The organism is Actinomadura napierensis, from assembly GCF_039529375.1.
GTDB classification, from domain to species: Bacteria; Actinomycetota; Actinomycetes; order Streptosporangiales; family Streptosporangiaceae; genus Spirillospora; species Spirillospora napierensis.
This window is the reverse complement of record NZ_BAAAMR010000010.1, coordinates 96,640-113,544: the sequence shown is the minus strand read 5'-3', so window position 1 is coordinate 113,544 and position 16,905 is coordinate 96,640. Positions and strand designations below refer to the sequence as shown.

Below are 16,905 nucleotides of genomic sequence, written 5' to 3'. Positions count from 1 at the left end.
CCGCATGATCAAGGATCTGTCGGTCGCGCTCCGCTCGGTGCCGCTGGCCAGGCCCTGGGGGCCGGAGGTGTCCTGCAACCACGTCCTGGTCGTCACGCTCGCACTGGACGACGGCCGGTCGGGCACCGGGATCTCCTGGACCCCGCAGATCGGGGCCCATGCGGTCAAGGCGCTGCTGGAGCACGACGTCCGCGACGCGGTGATCGGGCTCCCTGCGCATCCCGGCGTGGTGTGGGACAGGCTGTCGGCCCATCTCTCCGAGGCGGGGCGGGGCGGGATCGTCCCGATCGCTATGGCCGGCGTCGATCTCGCCCTGTGGGACCTGGAGTGCGGCGAACGCTCGCTCGTGGACGTCCTCGGGCCGCGCCGCGAGAGCGTCCCCGTCTACGGCAGCGGGGTGAACCTGCACTACACACTGGACGAGCTGACCGCGCAGGCCGCGCGCTGGGCCGCCGCCGGATACCCGGCGGTCAAGATCAAGGTCGGCCGGCCGTCGCTCGCCGAGGACGTCGCGCGGGTCGCCGCCGTCCGCGAGGTCATCGGCCCGGACACCGCCCTGATGATCGACGCGAACCAGCGCTGGGACCTGCACCGGGCCCGGACCGCGCTCCGCGCGCTGGAGCGCTTCGACCTGTCCTGGATCGAGGAGCCGCTGCCCGCCGACGACCTCGCCGCCCACGTGGAGCTGCGCCGGAGCATCGGCACGCCGATCGCGGTCGGCGAGAACGTCGCCACCGTGCACGGCTTCCGCGACCTGCTGACCGCCGGCGCCTGCGACGTGGTCCAGCCGAACGTCGTGCGGGTCGGCGGCATCACCCCGTTCCTGCGCATCGCCGGCCTCGCCCAGGTCTTCGACGTGCCGGTCTATCCGCACCTGCTCACCGAGCTGTCGGGGCAGCTGGCGCTCGCCCTGCACCATCCCGCGATGGTCGAGCAGGTGGAGGACGCGTCGCTCGCCGACCTCGGGCTGCTCGCCGACCCGTCCCCGGTGGAGATCGCCGGCGCGGAGCTGCGGGCGACGGGCGCACCGACACGATGGTCGGCGGGGGAGGCGGCATGAAGCCGGTGCGGATCGTCGTCGCCGGGGTCAACGGCTACGGGCGCAACCATCTGGACAACGTCGGACGGCTGGCCGCGCTGGGCCGGGCCGAGCTGGCCGGGGTGTGCGACGTCCGGCCGCCGGCCGGGCTCGGCGTGCCCGTCTCGGCCGACCTTCCCGCGCTGATCCGGGAGACCGGCGCGGAGATCGCGGTCATCGCGACCCCGATCCACACCCATGCCCCGCTGGCCGTGGCCGCGCTCGAGGCCGGGGCGCACGTACTGCTGGAGAAGCCGCCCGCGCCGTCGGTCGAGGAGTTCGCCGCGATCGCCGCCGCCGTGGCCGGGACGGGGCGGGCCTGCCAGGTCGGCTTCCAGTCGCTCGGCTCGGACGCGATCCCGGCCGCCCGCGAAATGCTCGGCGAGCCGATCCGCGGCATCGGCGTGGCCGGGGCGTGGACGCGCCCGTTCGGCTACTACACCCGCTCGGTGTGGGCGGGGCACCGCCGGCTGGACGGCGTCGACGTGATGGACGGCGCCCTCACCAACCCCTTCGCCCATGCGGTGGCGACAGCCCTGGCCGTGGCCGGCGCGGACACGGCCGACTCGATCGCCGGGATCGAGCTGGAGCTGCACCGCGCCAACGCCATCGAGTCCGACGACACCTCCAGCGCCCGGCTCCGGCTCGCCGGCGGGACGGTCATCGCGATCACCGTCTCGCTGTGCTCCGAAAGCCGGCGCACCGAGCCCTACCTGCACCTGCACGGCGAGCGGAGTTCGGCCAGGCTCTTCTACACCCTCGACGAGATCGAGGTCGGCGGGGTCCGGACCGGCTACGGCCGGGCCGACCTGCTCGCCAACCTCATCGCGCACGTGCGGGACGGCGCGGACCTCCTGGTCCCGCTCGCGCGCACCGGCGGCTTCACCCGGCTGCTCGACGCGATCCGGCTCGCCCCCGAACCGCGGCCGATCGACCCGCGGTTCGTCCGGACCGAACCGTCCCGCCTGGTGCTGCCCGGGATCGAGGACCTGGCCGTGCGGGCGGCGCGCGAGCTGAAGACGCTCTCCGAGCTGGGCTTCCCGGAGAGCCTCGGTTCGCGGCCGGAGCCGTGGCCCGAGCCGGTGCTGCGGGTGGACGGGCACGACGTCGCCGCCTACGCCGAGCGCGGCGACCTCCAGGCCACCGATGCGCCGCGACCCCATCTGCATCCCGTCCGGACGCTCGGCGGGACGGTCGTCACCGAGGTCCAGCCGGACGACCACGTCCACCACTTCGGGGTGGGCGTCGCGATCTCGGACGTGGACGGGGCCAACTTCTGGGGCGGCTCGACCTATATGCGGCACGAGGGGCCGAAGATGCTGCCCAACCACGGGAGGCAGCGGCGGCGCACGCTCCGTCCCGTCGACGGCGGCTACGCGGAGAGCCTCGACTGGGTCGGCCCGGACGGCACCGTCCTGGCCGCCGAGGAGCGGACGCTGACCGCCCGTCCCGTGGACGGCGGCTGGGCGCTGGACTTCGCGTTCGCGCTGACCGGACGGACGGGGCGCCCGCTCGTCCTGCAGAGCTCGGCGTGCAAGGGCCGGACCGGCGCGGGCTACGGCGGCTTCTTCTGGCGCGCGCCGAAGGACGCCACCGGGCTGGCCGTCTTCACCGGTGAGGCGTCCGGCGAGGAGGCCGTCCACGGCAGCGTCACCCCCTGGCTGGCGCTGACCTCGGACGCGTGGAGCCTGCTGTTCGTCCAGACCGCCGGGCTCGACCCGTGGTTCGTGCGGGTCGCCGAGTATCCGGGCGTCGGGCCCGCGCTGGCATGGGACGAGCCGCTGACCGTCCCCGGCCGGCTCGAACGCGCGGTCACCGTCGTGGTCGCCGACGGGCGGCTCGCGCCCGGCCGGGCCCGTGACCTCGTCGAAGGGACGGCATGAGGATCTTCATCGCGGGCGACTCGACGGCCGCCGACTACCCGTCCGGACAGGCGCCGCAGGCCGGCTGGGGCCAGGCGCTCGCCGCGTTCCTGGACGCCCCGGTCGTCAACGCGGCCTATCCCGGCGCCAGCGTGCGCAGCTCGATCGAGCGGCTCGGCATGCACGACCGGATCATGTCCGAGATCGGCGCGGACGACGTGCTGCTGATCGGCTTCGGCCACAACGACGGCAGGCACGACCAGGGCAGGTTCGGCGCTCCCTACGACGCCTACACCGCCGGGCTGCGCCGGTACGTCGAGGACGCCCGGTCCCGGGGAGCGCGGCCGGTGCTGGTGACGTCCGTCGAGCGCCGCGTCCACGACGGGTCGTCCACGCACGGCGAGTACCCGGCGGCGATGAGGGCGCTCGCCGCCGCCGCGCGGGTCCCGCTGATCGACCTGCAGGCCGCCAGTGCGCGGCGCTGGCGCGAGCTCGGCGCCGCCGCCACGAAGGACCTGTTCCTGTGGCTCGGCCCGCACCCCAACTATCCGCGCGGCAGCGCCGACGACACCCACTTCACCGCGGCGGGCGCCATCGAGGTCGCCCGGCTGCTGCTGGAGGAGGCCGGGCCGCCGCTGCCGCCCGCCGCCCGCACCCCCGCCGACCTGACCTGGAGGACACCCATGCCCGTCTGGAGCATCGACGCCCGCTCCGGCGAGCGCCGCAAGGAGCACGGCACGGCCACGCCGCAGGAGGTCGGCGCGGTCTGCCGCCGTGCCGCCGACCTGCTGCCCGTCCTCGACGAGGCCGGACCGCGGGGCCGCGCCGCGCTGCTGGAGGCGATGGCCGAGGCGCTCGACGCCCGCGCGGCCGGCCTGGTCGCGGCGGCCGACGCCGAGACCGCCCTCGGCGAGGCGCGGCTGACCGGCGAGGTGGCCCGGACCAGCGGGCAGCTCCGCCTGTTCGCCGAGGTGCTGCGCGAAGGGTCGTTCCTGGACGTCCGCCTCGACTCCGCCGATCCCGCCGCCACTCCGCCCACGCCCGACCTGCGCCGGATGAACGTCCCGCTGGGCGTCGTCGGGGTGTTCTCCGCGTCGAACTTCCCGTTCGCGTTCAGCGTCGGCGGCGGCGACACCGCCTCCGCCCTCGCGGCGGGCTGCACCGTGGTCGTCAAGGCCCACGAGCTGCACCCGGAGACCTCCGCCCTGACGCTCGACGCATTGCGCGCGGGCGCCGTCGCGGCGGGCTTCCCCGAGGACGTGGTGCAACTCGTGCACGGGCGCGAGGCGGGCACCGCCCTCGTCCAGGACGGCAGGGTGAAGGCCATCGGCTTCACCGGCTCGGTGCGGGGCGGCCGGTTCCTGCACGACCTGGCGATGGCCCGTCCCGAGCCGATCCCGTTCTACGGCGAGCTGGGCAGCCTCAACCCGCTCGTCGTGACGCCGAGCGCGGCGAAGGCCCGCCTGAAGGAGATCGCGGACGGCGTCGCGGCGGCCGCGACGCTCGGCGCCGGGCAGTTCTGCGTCAAGCCCGGCCTCGTCCTGGCCCCCGCCGGGTCCGGCCTCGCCGAGGCGATGGCCGGGCACTTCACGGCCCTCGACCCGCAGACGCTGCTCGGCGACTCGATCCGCTCCGCCTTCACCGAGGGCGCGGCCGAACGCTCGTCCATCCCGGGCCTGCGCACCGTCGCGACCGGACGAACAGGCGCGGACCGCCAGGTCGCCGCCCGCCTCATGGCAGGCCCCGTCTCCCTCCTCGGCTCGTCCGAACTCCTCCTGGAGGAATGCTTCGGGCCGATGACCGTCGTCCTGGAGTACGCCGGCGAAGAGGACCTGGCCGAGGCCCTCGCCGCCGCCCCCGGCAGCCTCACGGTCACCCTGCACAGCGAGCCCCACGAGACCGACCTGGCCGGACGGCTGGCCGCCTTGGCCCGCGACCGCGCGGGCCGTCTCGTCTTCGACGCCTACCCCACGGGCGTCACCGTCGGCTGGGCGCAGCAGCACGGCGGCCCCTACCCGGCCACGACCACCCCCGCCACGACCTCGGTCGGCACGGCCGCCATCGACCGCTTCCTCCGCCCCGTCGCCTACCAGAACTGCCCGCCGCCGCTCCTCCCGCCGGCCCTCCGCGACGACAACCCCTGGCACCTCCCTCGCCGCCACGACGGCACCCTGGTCCTTCCCGGCGCCACCCGCTGAGCGCGCGCGTTACTCGGCCATCTCGGCGGCCTGCCGGCGCAGTGCGTCCACGACCGCCCGCACTGGAGCCGCGACGGGCCCCGGCATCCGCACCAGGCTGACCCGCCGCACCTCCTCGGCTACGCCCTCGACGTGCACGAACCGCACGCCGGGAGGTGCGGCGGGCAGCAGCACCGGCGGTGCCGTCGTGATGCCCGCACCCGCCGCGACCAGCTGGAACTTCGTCAGCCAGTCGCGCGCGACGTGGCCGACCCTGGGCCGCCCCGGCAGGCCCGGCCACACCCCGAGCAGCGGCTCGCCCGCGCCGGCCGGCGAGGCGATCCACGCCTCCCCGGCGAGTTCCTCGGCGCCGACGCGGTCGCGTCCCGCGAACCGGCCCGCGGCCGGCACCGCCACGGCCAGCCGCGTCTCCAGCAGCGGCTCGACGTGCAGCGGCGGATCGTCGGTGTCGGGCGACCGGTGCGGGGGGCGCGAGGACAGCAGCGCGAGGTCGACGGCGCCGGCGCGCAGCGCCCGCACCAGCGAGGGGGTCGTCCCCTCCCGGGTCGTCACCTGGGGCCGGGGTTCCTCCCGGCGCAGCGCCGCCAGGGCCTGGGCCACCAGGGGCGCTCCCGCGCTCGGGAAGAACCCGAGCCGCACGCGGCCGCCGGCGTCCGGCGTCCCGCGCAGGTCGCGGCCGGCCGCCTCCAGGGCGTCCAGGGCGACCACCGCGTGCCGCAGCAGGGTGCTGCCCGGGCCGGTCAGCCGCACGCCCCCGGGGTGTCGGTCGAAGAGCCGGGTGCCGGACGCCTGCTCCAGGGCGGCCACTTGGCGCGAGACGGCCGACTGCGTGTACCCGAGCGCCTCCGCCGCGGCCGTGAACGTGCCCCGCTCCGCCACCTCGCGGAGCACCCGCAGCCCGGCCACCGTGAAGTCCATGAGCAAACAGCATATCCAGCATGCCGAACATTCGTTGGCGGAATGCCTCCGGGGGCTCCTAGCGTGAAGGCACGCCCGCACGGCACACCGCCCTGGCGGACCCGACGAACACGCCGCCACGCCGCGGCACGCCCCACGAAGGAACGACCCATGCCACTGATCAACATCTACCTGCGCCGGGGGACCGCCCCCGAATACCGCCGCGACGTCTCCGAGGCGATCCACGCCGCCATGGTCGACGTCCTGAAGATCCCCCGGGACGACCAGTTCCACGTCTTCCACGAGGTCGCGCCCGAGGACCTCGTCGTCCAGCCGGTCGTGTTCGGCCTGCCGCGCGGCGAGCGCACCATGTTCATCTCGCTGTCGTTCAACCAGCGCCCCGCCGGGCAGAAGGCCGAACTGTTCCGGACGATCGTCGCCAACCTCCAGCGGACCGCCGGAGTCCCCGAAGAGGACGTCATGCTCGTCGCCTTCGAGACCGCGAGCGAGAACTGGTGGGCCGCCGGCCGCGTCGTCATTCCCGCGACCGGCTACGACGAACGCATGACCAGCATCGGCTAGAACCCCGCTCGCTCGCGTTAATGCTGCGCAAGCCCGATTATCAATCAGTTCTCAGATTGACTGCCGGTTACCTTCAGGCACGGCCGCCACGGTCGTCCCATGAGCAACACCAAGGCGGCCGTCCTGGGCCCTGACGCGGTGGGCGGGCGTGCGTTCGGCGGCTACCTCCGGCGCGAGCCGAGGGCCGGGGAACGATGAGGCGGGCCGACGGCCGGGCGCGGCGGTACACCGTCACGCTCCTCGGCCTGGCGCTGCTGCTCGCGCTGCTCATCGGGGTGGCGGCGTGGCAACTCGGCGGGCCGGTCGCGGTGAAGGCCGGGCCCGCGCCGTTGGCCGCGCCCAGCGACGCCGCCAACGTCGGGCTGGGGATGAGCCCCACAGCGAGCGCGTCCCCGACGGCGAGCGCGTCCCCGACGCCGCGGCAGGTCGATCGCCGCAAGCTGGCCAAGGCCATCGAGAAGGCCGTCAAGGGCAACGCGCGGGTGTCGGTGTCGGTCAGCGACCTGACGGACGGCACCTCCTACACCTACGGGGCTTCGCGGCGGTTCGTGACGGCGAGCATCGTCAAGGTGGACATCCTCGCGGCCCTGCTGCTGCAGGCCCAGCAGCAGGGGCGGGTGCTCACGGCGTCCGAGAAGAGCCTGGCCACCCGCATGATCGAGAACAGTGACAACGCCGCCGCGAACGCGCTGTGGTACGCCATCGGCACCGAGGCCGGGCTGACGAAGGCCAACCGGCGCCTCGGCCTGCAGGAGACGACGGCGACCAGCGTCAGCTGGGGGCTGACCAGCACCAGTGCCCGCGACCAGGTCCGCCTGCTGAACGCACTCGTCTCCGGCGACGGGCCGCTGAGCGGGCGCAGCCGCCGGTACGTCCTCAGCCTGATGAGCCGGGTGGACACCACGCAGGACTGGGGCGTCAGCGCGGGGGCCGCCGCCGGGGACGCCGTCGCGCTGAAGAACGGATGGCTGCCCCGCTCCGCCGACGGCGGGCTATGGGTCATCAACAGCATCGGCCGGATCAAGGGCGACCACGAGTACTCGATCGCGGTCCTTTCCGACCGGAACCCGTCCATGGACTCGGGCGTCGCCCTGGTCGAGACGGTGACCGAGACCGTACTGAACGAACTGTCCTGAGCGATGCCCCCCAACCGTCACCGAGCACCGGCTCCAAGCAGACGGTCGAGATCGGCGCCCAGAGGCGACGGCCCGGTCGCCCGGCGGCCATGGTCTTGGCGGACCAGGACGACGGGGTAGGGGTGCGCGGCGGTCGGCTTGCAGGACCAGTCGTTGGCGGTGATCAGGCCGGCCCCGCCTCGTCCACCTCCCGCGGCACCTGCAGGACGCCCTCCACCAGCTGCTGGACCAGGGTCAGCGCCTTCGGGAAGTGCTCGGTGTGCCCGGCCATGACGTCGGAGTAGATGATCGCGTCCTCCAGCCGGACCACTGCGAAGCCCAGGGTCTGCAGGTCGACCAGCGGCGTGAGCCCGGCGTCGGCGACGTCCCGCGCCAGCAGCGCCACGTGCGCGGCGATCAGCCGCGGCTGCACCAGGCCGTCCGGATCGGTCAGCACGCGCATCGCCACCGGCTGCTCGTTCTCCAGCAGCCACGCGAAGCCCGGCTCGGTCACCACCGCGGTCCCGTAGTACTCCAGGATCCGCAGGCACCGCAGCCAGCCCTTCTCGTCGCGGACCGCCGACCCGTACTGCTCCTCCCAGCGGTCGTCCGCGCGGCGGAGGGTCCTGTCGGCCAGCCACCACAGCGCCTCGCCCATCAGCTTCTCGCGGTTGCCCACCCGCCGGAAGAGCGTCGTCCGCGACATCCCGAACCGGGCCGCGATCTCGCTGGTGTCCAGCCGGACCCGCTCCCGGATCAGACCGGCGGCGTACTGGACGATCTCATCGGCAGGCGCATGCACACTCGCACCCTAAGGCGTCGGGCACCCCATGAGCTGCGGCGAGCGGGCCGGCCGCGGCGCGGCGGCGCCGGTCAGGCGGGGGTGCCGGACGTCGTCGTCGGGAGCAGCGCCCCGGCCTCGACCTTCAACTGCTGGCCGGTGATGTAGCGGGAGGCGTCGGAGGCCAGGAACAGGACGGCCTCGGAGACGTCCTTCGGGTCGATCGTGGTGACCGGCAGCTTGTGCGCCGAGCGGAACAGCGGCTCGGCGTCCTCGCGGGCCGGGTGCTCCATGTCGGGGCGGAACAGCCGGTACATCATGTCGTTCTGGAGCATGTCGGTGTCGATGTTGCCGGGGTGCACGGCGTTGACGCGGATGTTGCCCGGCGCGAGCTGGAGGGCCAGGTCGTGGACGAACCGGGCCACCGCGCGTTTGGCGTGCGCGTAGCCGGCGCCGCCGGGGCCGGCCGCCGAACCGTCCACCGAGCCCTGCAGCATCGCGGCCATCGAGCCGATGCAGACGATCGACGCACCGGCCGTCAGGTACGGGTAGGCGGCCTCCACGGTGTTGATGACGCCGACCAGGTCCACCGCCACGGCGTCGAACCAGCGGGTCGCCTCGGCGGCGGCGCCGAGCGGGCTGATGCCGGCGTTGGCGACGACCACGTCCGGGCGGCCCAGTTCGGCGACGCCGTCGGCGAGCGCCGCGCCGAGCTGCGAGCGTTCGCGCACGTCGGCGACCCGGGTGACGATGCGGCGGCCCCGCTCCTCGACCAGCCGCGCGGTCTCGGCGAGGTCGGCGCCGGTGGCCAGCGGGTAGGGCACCGACTCGATCTGCGTGCAGATGTCCACCGCGATGACGTCCGCGCCTTCGGCCGCCAGCCGCACCGCGTGGCTGCGTCCCTGGCCCCGGGCCGCGCCCGTGACGAACGCGACCTTGCCTTCCATGCTCCCGGCCATGCCGTGCTCCTGTTCCCGGCGACGGCGCACGCACCCCGGGACACGCGCGCTGGGGACCGCATGTGCCGCGACCGACCGATGTGTTCGGCAAACCTACCGTATTGGTCGGTCGACGGTAATATGCCGAGGTGACGAACCGCGGGACCAGGCAGCAGGCCGACGACGGCATCCTCGACAAGGCGGCGGCCCTGTTCGCGCGCCACGGCTACACGCAGACCTCCGTGCAGGCCGTCGCGGACTCGGTCGGGCTCTCCAAGGCGGGGCTGCTGCACCACTTCCCGAGCAAGGAGGCGCTGCGGACGGCCGTCGTGGCGCGCATCCAGTCGCTGGAGCAGGAGGTCCTCGACCAGGTCGCCGAGATCCCGCTCGGCCCGGCGCGCGACCGCGTCGTGCTGGAGACCCTCTACGACCAGGCCATCGCGCGGCCCGGCCTGGTGGCTCTGGCCATCGGCTACTTCGCCTCCCTCGACGCCGCCGCCTCGGAGGCCGACAGGGAGCTCCTCAACAGCCGCGTCCTGGCGGCCTTCGGTGACACCTCGTCCACCGAACGCGTCCTGCGCATCACCGGCGCGGTCGGAGCGCTCTCGCTGCTGGTCCTCACCGTCCACCAGGCCGGCAAGAACAGCGCCTGGCGCGGCCACGTCATCGCCACGAGCATGGGAGCGCTGGGCCACTGACGGCGTGGCTCCTCAGGCCTGCGCGGCCCGGAGGCGGGCCGCGAGCGCGCCTGCTCCTCTCGCGGCGAGGGCCACGCTGGTCAGGGTGGGGTTGCAGGCGTTGGCGGTCGGGATCAGGCCGTTGCCGGCGAGGACCAGGCCGTCCATGCCCCAGGGACGGGAGTAGGAGTCGCAGACGCTGGTGCCGTCGTCGGCGGGACCCATCCGGAACGTGCCCATGTAATGCAGCGAGCTTCCCGCCGGCATCACGCGGGGCATTCCCGGCAGGAAGTCGCCGAAGAGCGCTGCGACCCTGGTCAGGATGGACCGCCGGCCGGCCGGATGCCGGAGGCCCAGAGCAGTTGCGGGGTGTGGCTGTGGCCGGCTCTACCGCGCTCGCCCGGGAGGGCGGATGCTCGCCGAGACCAGGCAGAAATCGTCCGGGCCAAGGAACACGTTCTCGACACCCTCCGGGACGCCATCCATTGCCGGGCGCTTCCGCTGGCGACACAGAACCTGGCCTGCTCCTCAGTGACCTGCGGCTGTCACCGCTGGGCCTTCAACTCACCGGCAGCCTCCGTTCAGCAGCTCGCGCAGCCACGCATGCGCGACGTCGCTGCGGTTCATCGGATGCCACCAGAACGCCTCGGCGAGCGGCACCGCCTCGAAGGGGCATTCGAGGACGCGCACGCCACTGGCGTCCGCGATCCTTCGGGCCAGCTGCTCCCGCAGAAGGGCGATCCGGTCGCTGCCGGCGATGAGGAACGGCATCCGCTGTCAGACGGCGCCGAGTGGGTGCGCGCCGATGACGGAAAGCAGCTGCAGCTTCTCGTGGCTCTCGCTGCCCGGGACCGCGGTGAAGACGAGCAGGTGGTGCGACTGGTGCGGGTCCAGCAGCGTCTGGCAGTTCAGCTCCAACGCGCCGACCTCGGGGTGGACGAAGCGCTTGACCTCGTTGGGGCGGATGCCGACCTCGTGGTCGTTCCACACGTCCCGGAACTCCTCGCTCCGGGCGAGGAGCAGGTCCGCGTAGTGCGCCGCCCGGGAGCCCGGGCCCCGCAGCGTGGCGATCTCGCGCAGGCCGGAGGCGAACATCCGGGAGAGGAAGCGGTGGTCTTCGGGCGCGTACAGCCGCCGGCTGCCGGGGTCGGTGAACCAGCGGTAGCCGAGGCTGCGCGCGGGGCCGGTGTACCGGGTCGTGTCGCCGGTCAGCGAAACGCCGAGCGCGGTCTGCCGCAGGGTCTCGCCGAGCTCGGTGACGATTTCGGCGGGAGTGTCGTGCAGGCGGTCGAAGATGCGCAGCAGGCCGGGGCCGACGTGCTCGCTGTCGGCGCCCCGGGCGGGCGGGTTGTGGCCGGCGAGACGGAACAGATGGTCGCGTTCGTCGAGGGAGAGGTGCAGGCCCTGCGCGATCGAGGCGATCATCTGTTCGGACGGCTGGGGACCCCGCTCCCGCTCCAGCCGCGCGTAGTAGTCGGTCGACATGTGGCAGAGGGAGGCCACCTCCTCGCGCCGCAACCCGTTGGTCCTGCGGCGCTGCCCGCGCGGAAGGCCGACGTCCTCGGGCTGCAGCGCCTCCCGGCGGCGCCGCAGGAACTCCGCCAGTCCCGTCCGATCGATCACCATGCTCGTCCTCCCGAGGTGCTGCTTCCTTTCTAGCGGCCGCAGGTCAAGGCAGCCACGGATCGTCGATCCCCCTCTTCTCGAGCCTCGTCCCCGTCATCAGCGGATCGAGAGTCCCTGGATGGCGGCGGCCGCCTCCGTGACCGTGGAGAGGGCGACAAGACCTCTGGGAGTGAAACCGTGCCACGAAAGCAGATCGACATCATCGTCCCCGACCTGTCCGGCAAACGCGCCGTCGTCACCGGGGCGAGCGACGGCATCGGACTCGGCATCGCCGCCAGGCTCGCCGCCGCCGGCGCCGAGGTCATCATGCCCGTCCGGAACCCGCGCAAGGGCGAGGCCGCGATCGCCGCGATCCGTCGGCAGACCTCTGATGCGGCGGTGTCGCTCCGCGAACTCGAGCTCTCCTCGCTCGCCTCCATCGCCGCGTTGGGCAAGACCCTGCTGGACGAGGACCGTCCCATCCACATCCTCGTCAACAACGCCGGCGTCATGACCCCGCCCACCCGGCAGACGACCGCCGACGGGTTCGAACTGCAGTTCGGCACCAACCACCTCGGGCACTTCGCCCTCGCCGGGACCCTGCTGCCGCTGCTGCGCGCCGGCCGCGCACGGGTGACCTCGCAGGTCAGCGTCGCGACGAACCGGGGCGCCGTCAACTGGGACGACCTGAACTGGGAACGCTCCTACAACGGTATGCGCGCCTACCGGCAGTCCAAGATCGCGCTCGGGCTCTTCGGCCTCGAACTCGACCGGCGCAGCCGGGCGGGCGGCTGGGGCATCACGAGCAATCTCTCCCACCCGGGGATCGCCCCGACCAACCTGCTCGCCGCCCGCCCCGAGCTCGGCCGCGACAAGGAGGCCGCGGGCCGCAGGATCATCCGCATCCTGTCCGAACGGGGCGTCCTCCTCGGAACCACCGAGACCGCGAAACTCCCGGCCCTCTACGCCGCCACGTCCCCCCACGCCGAACGTGCCGGCTTCTACGGCCCCCGCGGCCCCGGCCACCTGGGCGGCCCTCCCGCAGAACAAAAGCTGTACGGCCCCCTGCGCAACGACGAGGAAGCCCAACGCGTATGGCAGACCTCCGAAGAACTGACCCAAGTGACGATTCCCAACCCCTGAGAACAGCAGCAAACGCGGCCTCGGCGCGGCATCGCTAAGTGTGCGTGCTGCGGTAGCGGCCGGGGGTGGTGCCGTACTGGCGCTTGAACGCCGCGGCGAACGCGACGTCGGACGAGTAGCCGACCTGCCGGGCCACCGTGAGCAGCGAGGTGTCGCTCTCGCGCAGCAGCCGTGCGGCGATCGTCATGCGCCACCAGGTCAGGTAGGTCAGCGGGGGCTGCCCCACCAGCGTGGTGAACCGGACGGCGAAGGCCGCGCGGGACAGTCCCGCCCGCCTGCCGAGCTCGGCCACCGTCCATGGCCGGTCGGGGGAATCGTGGATGGCGGTGAGGGCGGTCGCGATCGCCGGGTCGGTCAGCGCGGCCGTCCAGCCGGTGGCCGCCGGGTCCTCGGCGCGCTCCTCGAACCAGGCCCGCAGGATGTACAGCAGCAGCGTGTCGAGCAGCGCCGGCACGATGGCGCCCGCACCGGGGCGAGGCCGTCCCATCTCGGCGCCGAGCAGGTCGACGGCGGTGCGCAGGGCGGCATGGTGCCCGATCCGAGCGGGCAGATGGGCGACGGGCGGGACCTCCGACAGCAGCGGGTGCGCCCTGCTGCCGTCCAGCAGATAGGCCCCGCACAGGACGACCGTGACGACGCCGTCGCCGTCCACTGGGGCCTCAGGGTTCCGCACATCGAACTCGCGCAGCGGACTGGTGGGGCTATCGGCCAGCCCATGCGTGCCGGCGCCGCGCAGGAACGCCACGTCGCCGGCGCCGAGTTGGAAGGGCGGCGCGTCGTCCGGCGGAATCAGCCAGCACGATCCCTGCAGGACGACGTGGAACGCGCAGCCGTCGCCGCCGGCGAAGCGCATGCCCCACGGGGCGCGCAGCCGGTGCCGGTTGGCGTGCGGCCTGCCGGTGTGCATGGCGGTGATCGCGTCACTGAGGACGTCCATGGCGCCAGTCTAAAAGCCAAGACGATCGATAGGTTATGGAAGACGATTACTTATTGAACGTATCGGTCGCGGCTTCCTAATGTGTAAGTCTCCGCCCGCTGCGACACGGGCGCCGAATAAGGGAGCCGCGATGACCAGGGCCGTGCTTTTCGACGAACTCGGTGGGCCGGAGGTGCTCCAATTGAAGGAGACGGACCTCGGCGACCCGGGAAAGGGTGAGGTCCGCGTTCGGGTCGACGCGATCGGCCTGAACCGGGCTGAGGCGCTCTTCCGGTCCGGCGCCTACATCTACCCGCCCGACCTTCCCGGATCCGGGCTCGGATACGAGGCCGCCGGCGTCGTGGAGGCCGTCGGTGAAGGCGTCCAGGACTTCGCACCCGGCGACGCGGTCAGCACGGTGCCCCGTTTCCTGATGACCGAGTACGGCACCTACGGTGAGTCGGCGATCCTTCCCGCGCACGCCCTGGTGCTCCGCCCCGACGGCGTCGACGCGGTGACCGGCGCCGCCACCTGGATGTCCTACACCACCGCCTACGGCCTCCTGGTGGAGTTCGGCGGCGCCCGGCCCGGCGACACCGTGCTCATCAACGCGGCGTCCAGCAGTACCGGGCTGGCGGCCATCCAGGTCGCCAACCACATCGGCGCCGTTCCCATCGCCACCACCCGCACCAGCGCCAAGAAGCAGCGCCTCCAGGACGCCGGCGCCGCCCACGTCATCGCCACCGAAGAGGAGGACCTCGTCCAAGAGGTCCACGCTGTGACCGACGGTCAGGGAGTGCGATTGGCCGTCGACGCCATCATGGGGCCGGCGGTCAACACCCTTGTCCAGGCCGTCGCACCGGACGGCAACCTGCTGTTCTACGGCTGGCTCGATCCCACTCCCGCGCCCATGCCCCTCGCACCCGATTTCCTGGGCCGCAACATCCGGACCTACGCGTTCACCGAACTCAACCTCGACAACTCCCGGCTGCATCGCGCGAAACACTTCATCGGTGCTGGGCTGCGTGCCGGCTCTCTCGCCCCCGTGATCGACCGCACCTTCGCCCTGAACGACGTCGTCGCGGCCCACCGCCACCTGGAGTCCAACGCCCAGTTCGGCAAGATCGTCCTAACGGTCGAGCACTAAATGGGCTGAACGGCTCTGCCGGGCTGCAACGAATGCCGGCGCCGCGGGTGAATCGGGCCTGCAGTCAGGCCTTGCGAGCAATGCGTTCGGGGGGCATGCCGGGGCCGAACGTGGCCTGGATCTCGGCCGGGTCTTCTACGCGACCGCAGTGCTCGCAAACGGTGTGCTGGGTGATTCCGGCGCCGCATACCGAGTGCGTGTAGAGGATCGGCGGTTCACTGTCGGTGGCCCACTCGTCGCCCCATTCGGTGAGCGCGACCAGCGCGGGCGCGAGTGCCCTGCCCTTGTCGGTCAGCAGGTACTCGTACAACTCGGGCTGCTCGGAATACCTGTGGCGCCGCATGATCCCCGCCTCGACGAACCCGTCGAGGCGGGCGGTGAGGATGTTGGTCGCGACGCCCAGGCTGCGCTGGAAGTCGCTGTAGCGGGTCGCGCCGCCGAACAGGGCGTCGCGGACGATCAGAAGGCTCCAGCGCTCGCCGATCACCTCCAGTGCGCGCGCGATCGAGCACACCTGCGAGTCATAGGTCTTCCCCAGCATGCGGCCCAGTCTACCGACTGGGGACTTGCGTCATGAAAGTGCCTACTCTAGGGTTACTTGCGTGATGCAAGTCCCTTCGAGAACGGAGACGCCCCGGCGACCATCAACTTTCACGTCGACGACTTCGACGCCGCCGAGGCCCGGTCGCGGGCGGCGGAGTAGATCGCTCCCATGGCTGATCGGCTCTTGGGGCGCTTCGGTACGTTCGCCGATCCCGATGGGAAATACCTGCAGATCATCCGGATCCCGCACGACGCATAAAACGGCGTCGCACGGAACTCCCGCCCGGTCGGCGTTCATTCATTCCGGCGCCTCAACGGACCTCTGCCTGCACAAGCCAATCTGAGGAGACGGACATGCGCATTGAAGGATCGGTGGCGCTGGTGACCGGCGCTAACCGGGGCATCGGCCGCGCGATCACCGAAGCGCTGCTGGAGCGCGGTTCCACCAAGGTCTATGCCGCGGCGCGCGACCCGAAGACGCTCGAGACGCTGCGCGAGCGCCACGGCTCCCGCCTGGTCCCGGTGCGGTTGGACGTCACGGACGCCGAGCAGGTCGCCGAGGCGGCACACCTGGCCGCGGACGTCGATCTGCTCGTCAACAACGCGGGCGTGTTCGAGCCGACGGATCTGACCGACGAGGCGATCGTGGATGTGGCCCGGCGCGAGATGGAGGTCAACTACTTCGGGGTCCTGCGGATGGTGCGGAGCTTCGCGGACACGCTGGCGCGGGGCGGCGGCGCCATCGTCAACGTGGTCTCGGCGGCCGGGCTCAGCAACGTGCCGATCCAGCCGACGTACAGCGCCTCCAAGGCCGCGCAGCATTCGCTGACCCAGGCCGCCCGCGCGCTGCTGGCGGCTCGGGCGGTGGCGGTGCACGGCGTCTACTCCGGGCCGGTCGACACCGACATGACCAAGGACCTCCCGACTCAGTTCGAGAAGGCCTCGGCCGGGGACGTCGCGAAGGCGATCCTCGACGGCGTCGAATCGGGCGAGGAGGACATCTTCCCGGACCCGTTCGCCGCGGCCTTCGGTGCGCAGTTCCACTCTTCGCCGAAGAACGTGGAACGGCAGATGGCGGCGATGGTCGCGATCCCAGCGTAAAGCGGTGCGCGGCGGCTTCGTACGACACGGCCATGTCGTACGGAGCCGGCCGCGCGCCGAACGCGTGTGCCCCTGAATGGCAGCCTGAAGTGTCGGCTGCCCCCTACCCGCGCGAGCGGCCAGCTCGCCGCTGAGGCCGCCCTCTGGGACCCCGCGGCCGGCCGCTTCCGGCGGCTTCACCGTGGGCGCCCTCATCGGCGGCACCCTGGTCGGCCTGCTGGCCGCCGTCTACGCGGTCATCGAGAGGAACATGATCGCGGGAGTCACCGGCGTCGTGCTGGCTGATCGAGCCGCGCGCGCCGGCTCCGCTCGCCCCGTCCGC

The 16,905-nt window shown here is 72.6% G+C and carries 17 protein-coding genes; 9 read left to right on the top strand and 8 right to left on the bottom strand.

The window, feature by feature from the left end:
* The first annotated feature begins 4 nt into the window (after positions 1–4).
* From ABD296_RS08695 to ABD296_RS08685, 3 genes are read left to right on the top strand one after another with little or no spacing between them, the layout of a single operon-like run.
* Positions 5–1,060 carry a mandelate racemase/muconate lactonizing enzyme family protein gene (locus ABD296_RS08695; RefSeq protein ID WP_344263413.1) on the top strand — a complete coding sequence of 352 codons (1,056 nt, stop codon included), beginning with the start codon at positions 5–7 and terminating at the stop codon, positions 1,058–1,060.
* The gene (locus ABD296_RS08690) at positions 1,057–2,961 is read left to right on the top strand and encodes a DUF6807 family protein (protein ID WP_344263411.1); all 1,905 of its coding nucleotides are present in this window, start codon (positions 1,057–1,059) and stop codon (positions 2,959–2,961) included. Before ABD296_RS08695 ends, ABD296_RS08690 begins: the two co-directional genes overlap by 4 nt.
* Positions 2,958–5,138: an aldehyde dehydrogenase family protein gene (locus ABD296_RS08685; RefSeq protein WP_344263409.1), complete on the top strand. Its 2,181-nt coding sequence runs from the start codon at positions 2,958–2,960 to the stop codon at positions 5,136–5,138. The genes ABD296_RS08690 and ABD296_RS08685 overlap by 4 nt, the downstream gene beginning before the upstream one ends.
* A 9-nt stretch (positions 5,139–5,147) precedes the next feature.
* Here the strand turns inward: ABD296_RS08685 and ABD296_RS08680 are convergent, their stop codons facing one another.
* Entirely contained in the window at positions 5,148–6,056 is a 909-nt protein-coding gene (locus tag ABD296_RS08680) for a LysR family transcriptional regulator (protein ID WP_344263407.1), read from the bottom strand.
* 150 nt (positions 6,057–6,206) lie between these two features.
* On the opposite strand from ABD296_RS08680, the gene ABD296_RS08675 reads away from it, so the two are divergent.
* Positions 6,207–6,617: a tautomerase family protein gene (locus ABD296_RS08675; RefSeq protein WP_344263405.1), complete on the top strand. Its 411-nt coding sequence runs from the start codon at positions 6,207–6,209 to the stop codon at positions 6,615–6,617.
* A gap of 194 nt (positions 6,618–6,811) precedes the next feature.
* Entirely contained in the window at positions 6,812–7,753 is a 942-nt protein-coding gene (locus ABD296_RS08670; RefSeq protein WP_344263403.1) for a serine hydrolase, read from the top strand.
* 163 nt (positions 7,754–7,916) lie between these two features.
* On the opposite strand, the gene ABD296_RS08665 is transcribed toward ABD296_RS08670, so the two are convergent.
* Both ABD296_RS08665 and ABD296_RS08660 read right to left on the bottom strand, forming a co-directional pair.
* Entirely contained in the window at positions 7,917–8,534 is a 618-nt protein-coding gene (locus ABD296_RS08665) for a QsdR family transcriptional regulator (protein WP_344263401.1), read from the bottom strand.
* 71 nt (positions 8,535–8,605) lie between these two features.
* Entirely contained in the window at positions 8,606–9,472 is an 867-nt protein-coding gene (locus tag ABD296_RS08660; protein WP_344263399.1) for a mycofactocin-coupled SDR family oxidoreductase, read from the bottom strand.
* Between the two features lie 128 nt (positions 9,473–9,600).
* Here ABD296_RS08660 and ABD296_RS08655 point away from each other — a divergent pair, with 128 nt between their 5' ends.
* Positions 9,601–10,149, top strand: coding sequence for a TetR/AcrR family transcriptional regulator (locus ABD296_RS08655; RefSeq protein WP_344263397.1), 549 nt, complete (start codon positions 9,601–9,603; stop codon positions 10,147–10,149).
* A gap of 12 nt (positions 10,150–10,161) precedes the next feature.
* On the opposite strand, the gene ABD296_RS08650 is transcribed toward ABD296_RS08655, so the two are convergent.
* The 3 genes from ABD296_RS08650 to ABD296_RS08640 all read right to left on the bottom strand — a co-directional run bounded on the left by ABD296_RS08650 (position 10,162) and on the right by ABD296_RS08640 (position 11,751).
* Positions 10,162–10,407 (bottom strand): GMC oxidoreductase, encoded by a 246-nt coding sequence (locus tag ABD296_RS08650; RefSeq protein ID WP_344263394.1) that lies wholly within the window; start codon positions 10,405–10,407, stop codon positions 10,162–10,164.
* Positions 10,408–10,692: 285 nt separating this feature from the next.
* Positions 10,693–10,899, bottom strand: a complete 207-nt coding sequence (locus tag ABD296_RS08645) for a type 2 periplasmic-binding domain-containing protein (RefSeq protein WP_344263392.1) — start codon at positions 10,897–10,899, stop codon at positions 10,693–10,695.
* Positions 10,900–10,905: 6 nt separating this feature from the next.
* Positions 10,906–11,751, bottom strand: a complete 846-nt coding sequence (locus tag ABD296_RS08640; RefSeq protein ID WP_344263456.1) for a helix-turn-helix transcriptional regulator — start codon at positions 11,749–11,751, stop codon at positions 10,906–10,908.
* 180 nt (positions 11,752–11,931) lie between these two features.
* Here ABD296_RS08640 and ABD296_RS08635 point away from each other — a divergent pair, with 180 nt between their 5' ends.
* Positions 11,932–12,876 carry an SDR family oxidoreductase gene (locus ABD296_RS08635; RefSeq protein ID WP_344263390.1) on the top strand — a complete coding sequence of 315 codons (945 nt, stop codon included), beginning with the start codon at positions 11,932–11,934 and terminating at the stop codon, positions 12,874–12,876.
* A gap of 34 nt (positions 12,877–12,910) precedes the next feature.
* Here ABD296_RS08635 and ABD296_RS08630 read toward each other — a convergent pair whose 3' ends face one another.
* On the bottom strand, positions 12,911–13,813 hold the full coding sequence (locus ABD296_RS08630; protein WP_344263387.1) for an AraC family transcriptional regulator: 903 nt from the start codon (positions 13,811–13,813) through the stop codon (positions 12,911–12,913).
* Positions 13,814–13,943: 130 nt separating this feature from the next.
* On the opposite strand from ABD296_RS08630, the gene ABD296_RS08625 reads away from it, so the two are divergent.
* Positions 13,944–14,939, top strand: coding sequence for a zinc-dependent alcohol dehydrogenase family protein (locus ABD296_RS08625; protein ID WP_344263384.1), 996 nt, complete (start codon positions 13,944–13,946; stop codon positions 14,937–14,939).
* Between the two features lie 64 nt (positions 14,940–15,003).
* Here ABD296_RS08625 and ABD296_RS08620 read toward each other — a convergent pair whose 3' ends face one another.
* Positions 15,004–15,480: a winged helix-turn-helix transcriptional regulator gene (locus tag ABD296_RS08620; protein ID WP_344263382.1), complete on the bottom strand. Its 477-nt coding sequence runs from the start codon at positions 15,478–15,480 to the stop codon at positions 15,004–15,006.
* A gap of 356 nt (positions 15,481–15,836) precedes the next feature.
* Between ABD296_RS08620 and ABD296_RS08615 the strand changes: the two genes are divergently transcribed.
* Positions 15,837–16,583, top strand: a complete 747-nt coding sequence (locus ABD296_RS08615) for an SDR family oxidoreductase (RefSeq protein ID WP_344263380.1) — start codon at positions 15,837–15,839, stop codon at positions 16,581–16,583.
* Positions 16,584–16,905 lie beyond the last annotated feature (322 nt).

Bases quoted from the DNA above. Each gene is read 5' to 3' on its own strand.
- ABD296_RS08695 (WP_344263413.1), top strand. From the start codon at position 5: ATGATCAAGGATCTGTCGGTCGCGCTCCGCTCGGTGCCGCTGGCCAGG.
- ABD296_RS08690 (WP_344263411.1), top strand. From the start codon at position 1,057: ATGAAGCCGGTGCGGATCGTCGTCGCCGGGGTCAACGGCTACGGGCGC.
- ABD296_RS08685 (WP_344263409.1), top strand. From the start codon at position 2,958: ATGAGGATCTTCATCGCGGGCGACTCGACGGCCGCCGACTACCCGTCC.
- ABD296_RS08680 (WP_344263407.1), bottom strand. From the start codon at position 6,056: ATGGACTTCACGGTGGCCGGGCTGCGGGTGCTCCGCGAGGTGGCGGAG.
- ABD296_RS08675 (WP_344263405.1), top strand. From the start codon at position 6,207: ATGCCACTGATCAACATCTACCTGCGCCGGGGGACCGCCCCCGAATAC.
- ABD296_RS08670 (WP_344263403.1), top strand. From the start codon at position 6,812: ATGAGGCGGGCCGACGGCCGGGCGCGGCGGTACACCGTCACGCTCCTC.
- ABD296_RS08660 (WP_344263399.1), bottom strand. From the start codon at position 9,472: ATGGCCGGGAGCATGGAAGGCAAGGTCGCGTTCGTCACGGGCGCGGCC.
- ABD296_RS08650 (WP_344263394.1), bottom strand. From the start codon at position 10,407: ATGCCCCGCGTGATGCCGGCGGGAAGCTCGCTGCATTACATGGGCACG.
- ABD296_RS08645 (WP_344263392.1), bottom strand. From the start codon at position 10,899: ATGCCGTTCCTCATCGCCGGCAGCGACCGGATCGCCCTTCTGCGGGAG.
- ABD296_RS08630 (WP_344263387.1), bottom strand. From the start codon at position 13,813: ATGGACGTCCTCAGTGACGCGATCACCGCCATGCACACCGGCAGGCCG.
- ABD296_RS08625 (WP_344263384.1), top strand. From the start codon at position 13,944: ATGACCAGGGCCGTGCTTTTCGACGAACTCGGTGGGCCGGAGGTGCTC.
- ABD296_RS08620 (WP_344263382.1), bottom strand. From the start codon at position 15,480: ATGCTGGGGAAGACCTATGACTCGCAGGTGTGCTCGATCGCGCGCGCA.
- ABD296_RS08615 (WP_344263380.1), top strand. From the start codon at position 15,837: ATGCGCATTGAAGGATCGGTGGCGCTGGTGACCGGCGCTAACCGGGGC.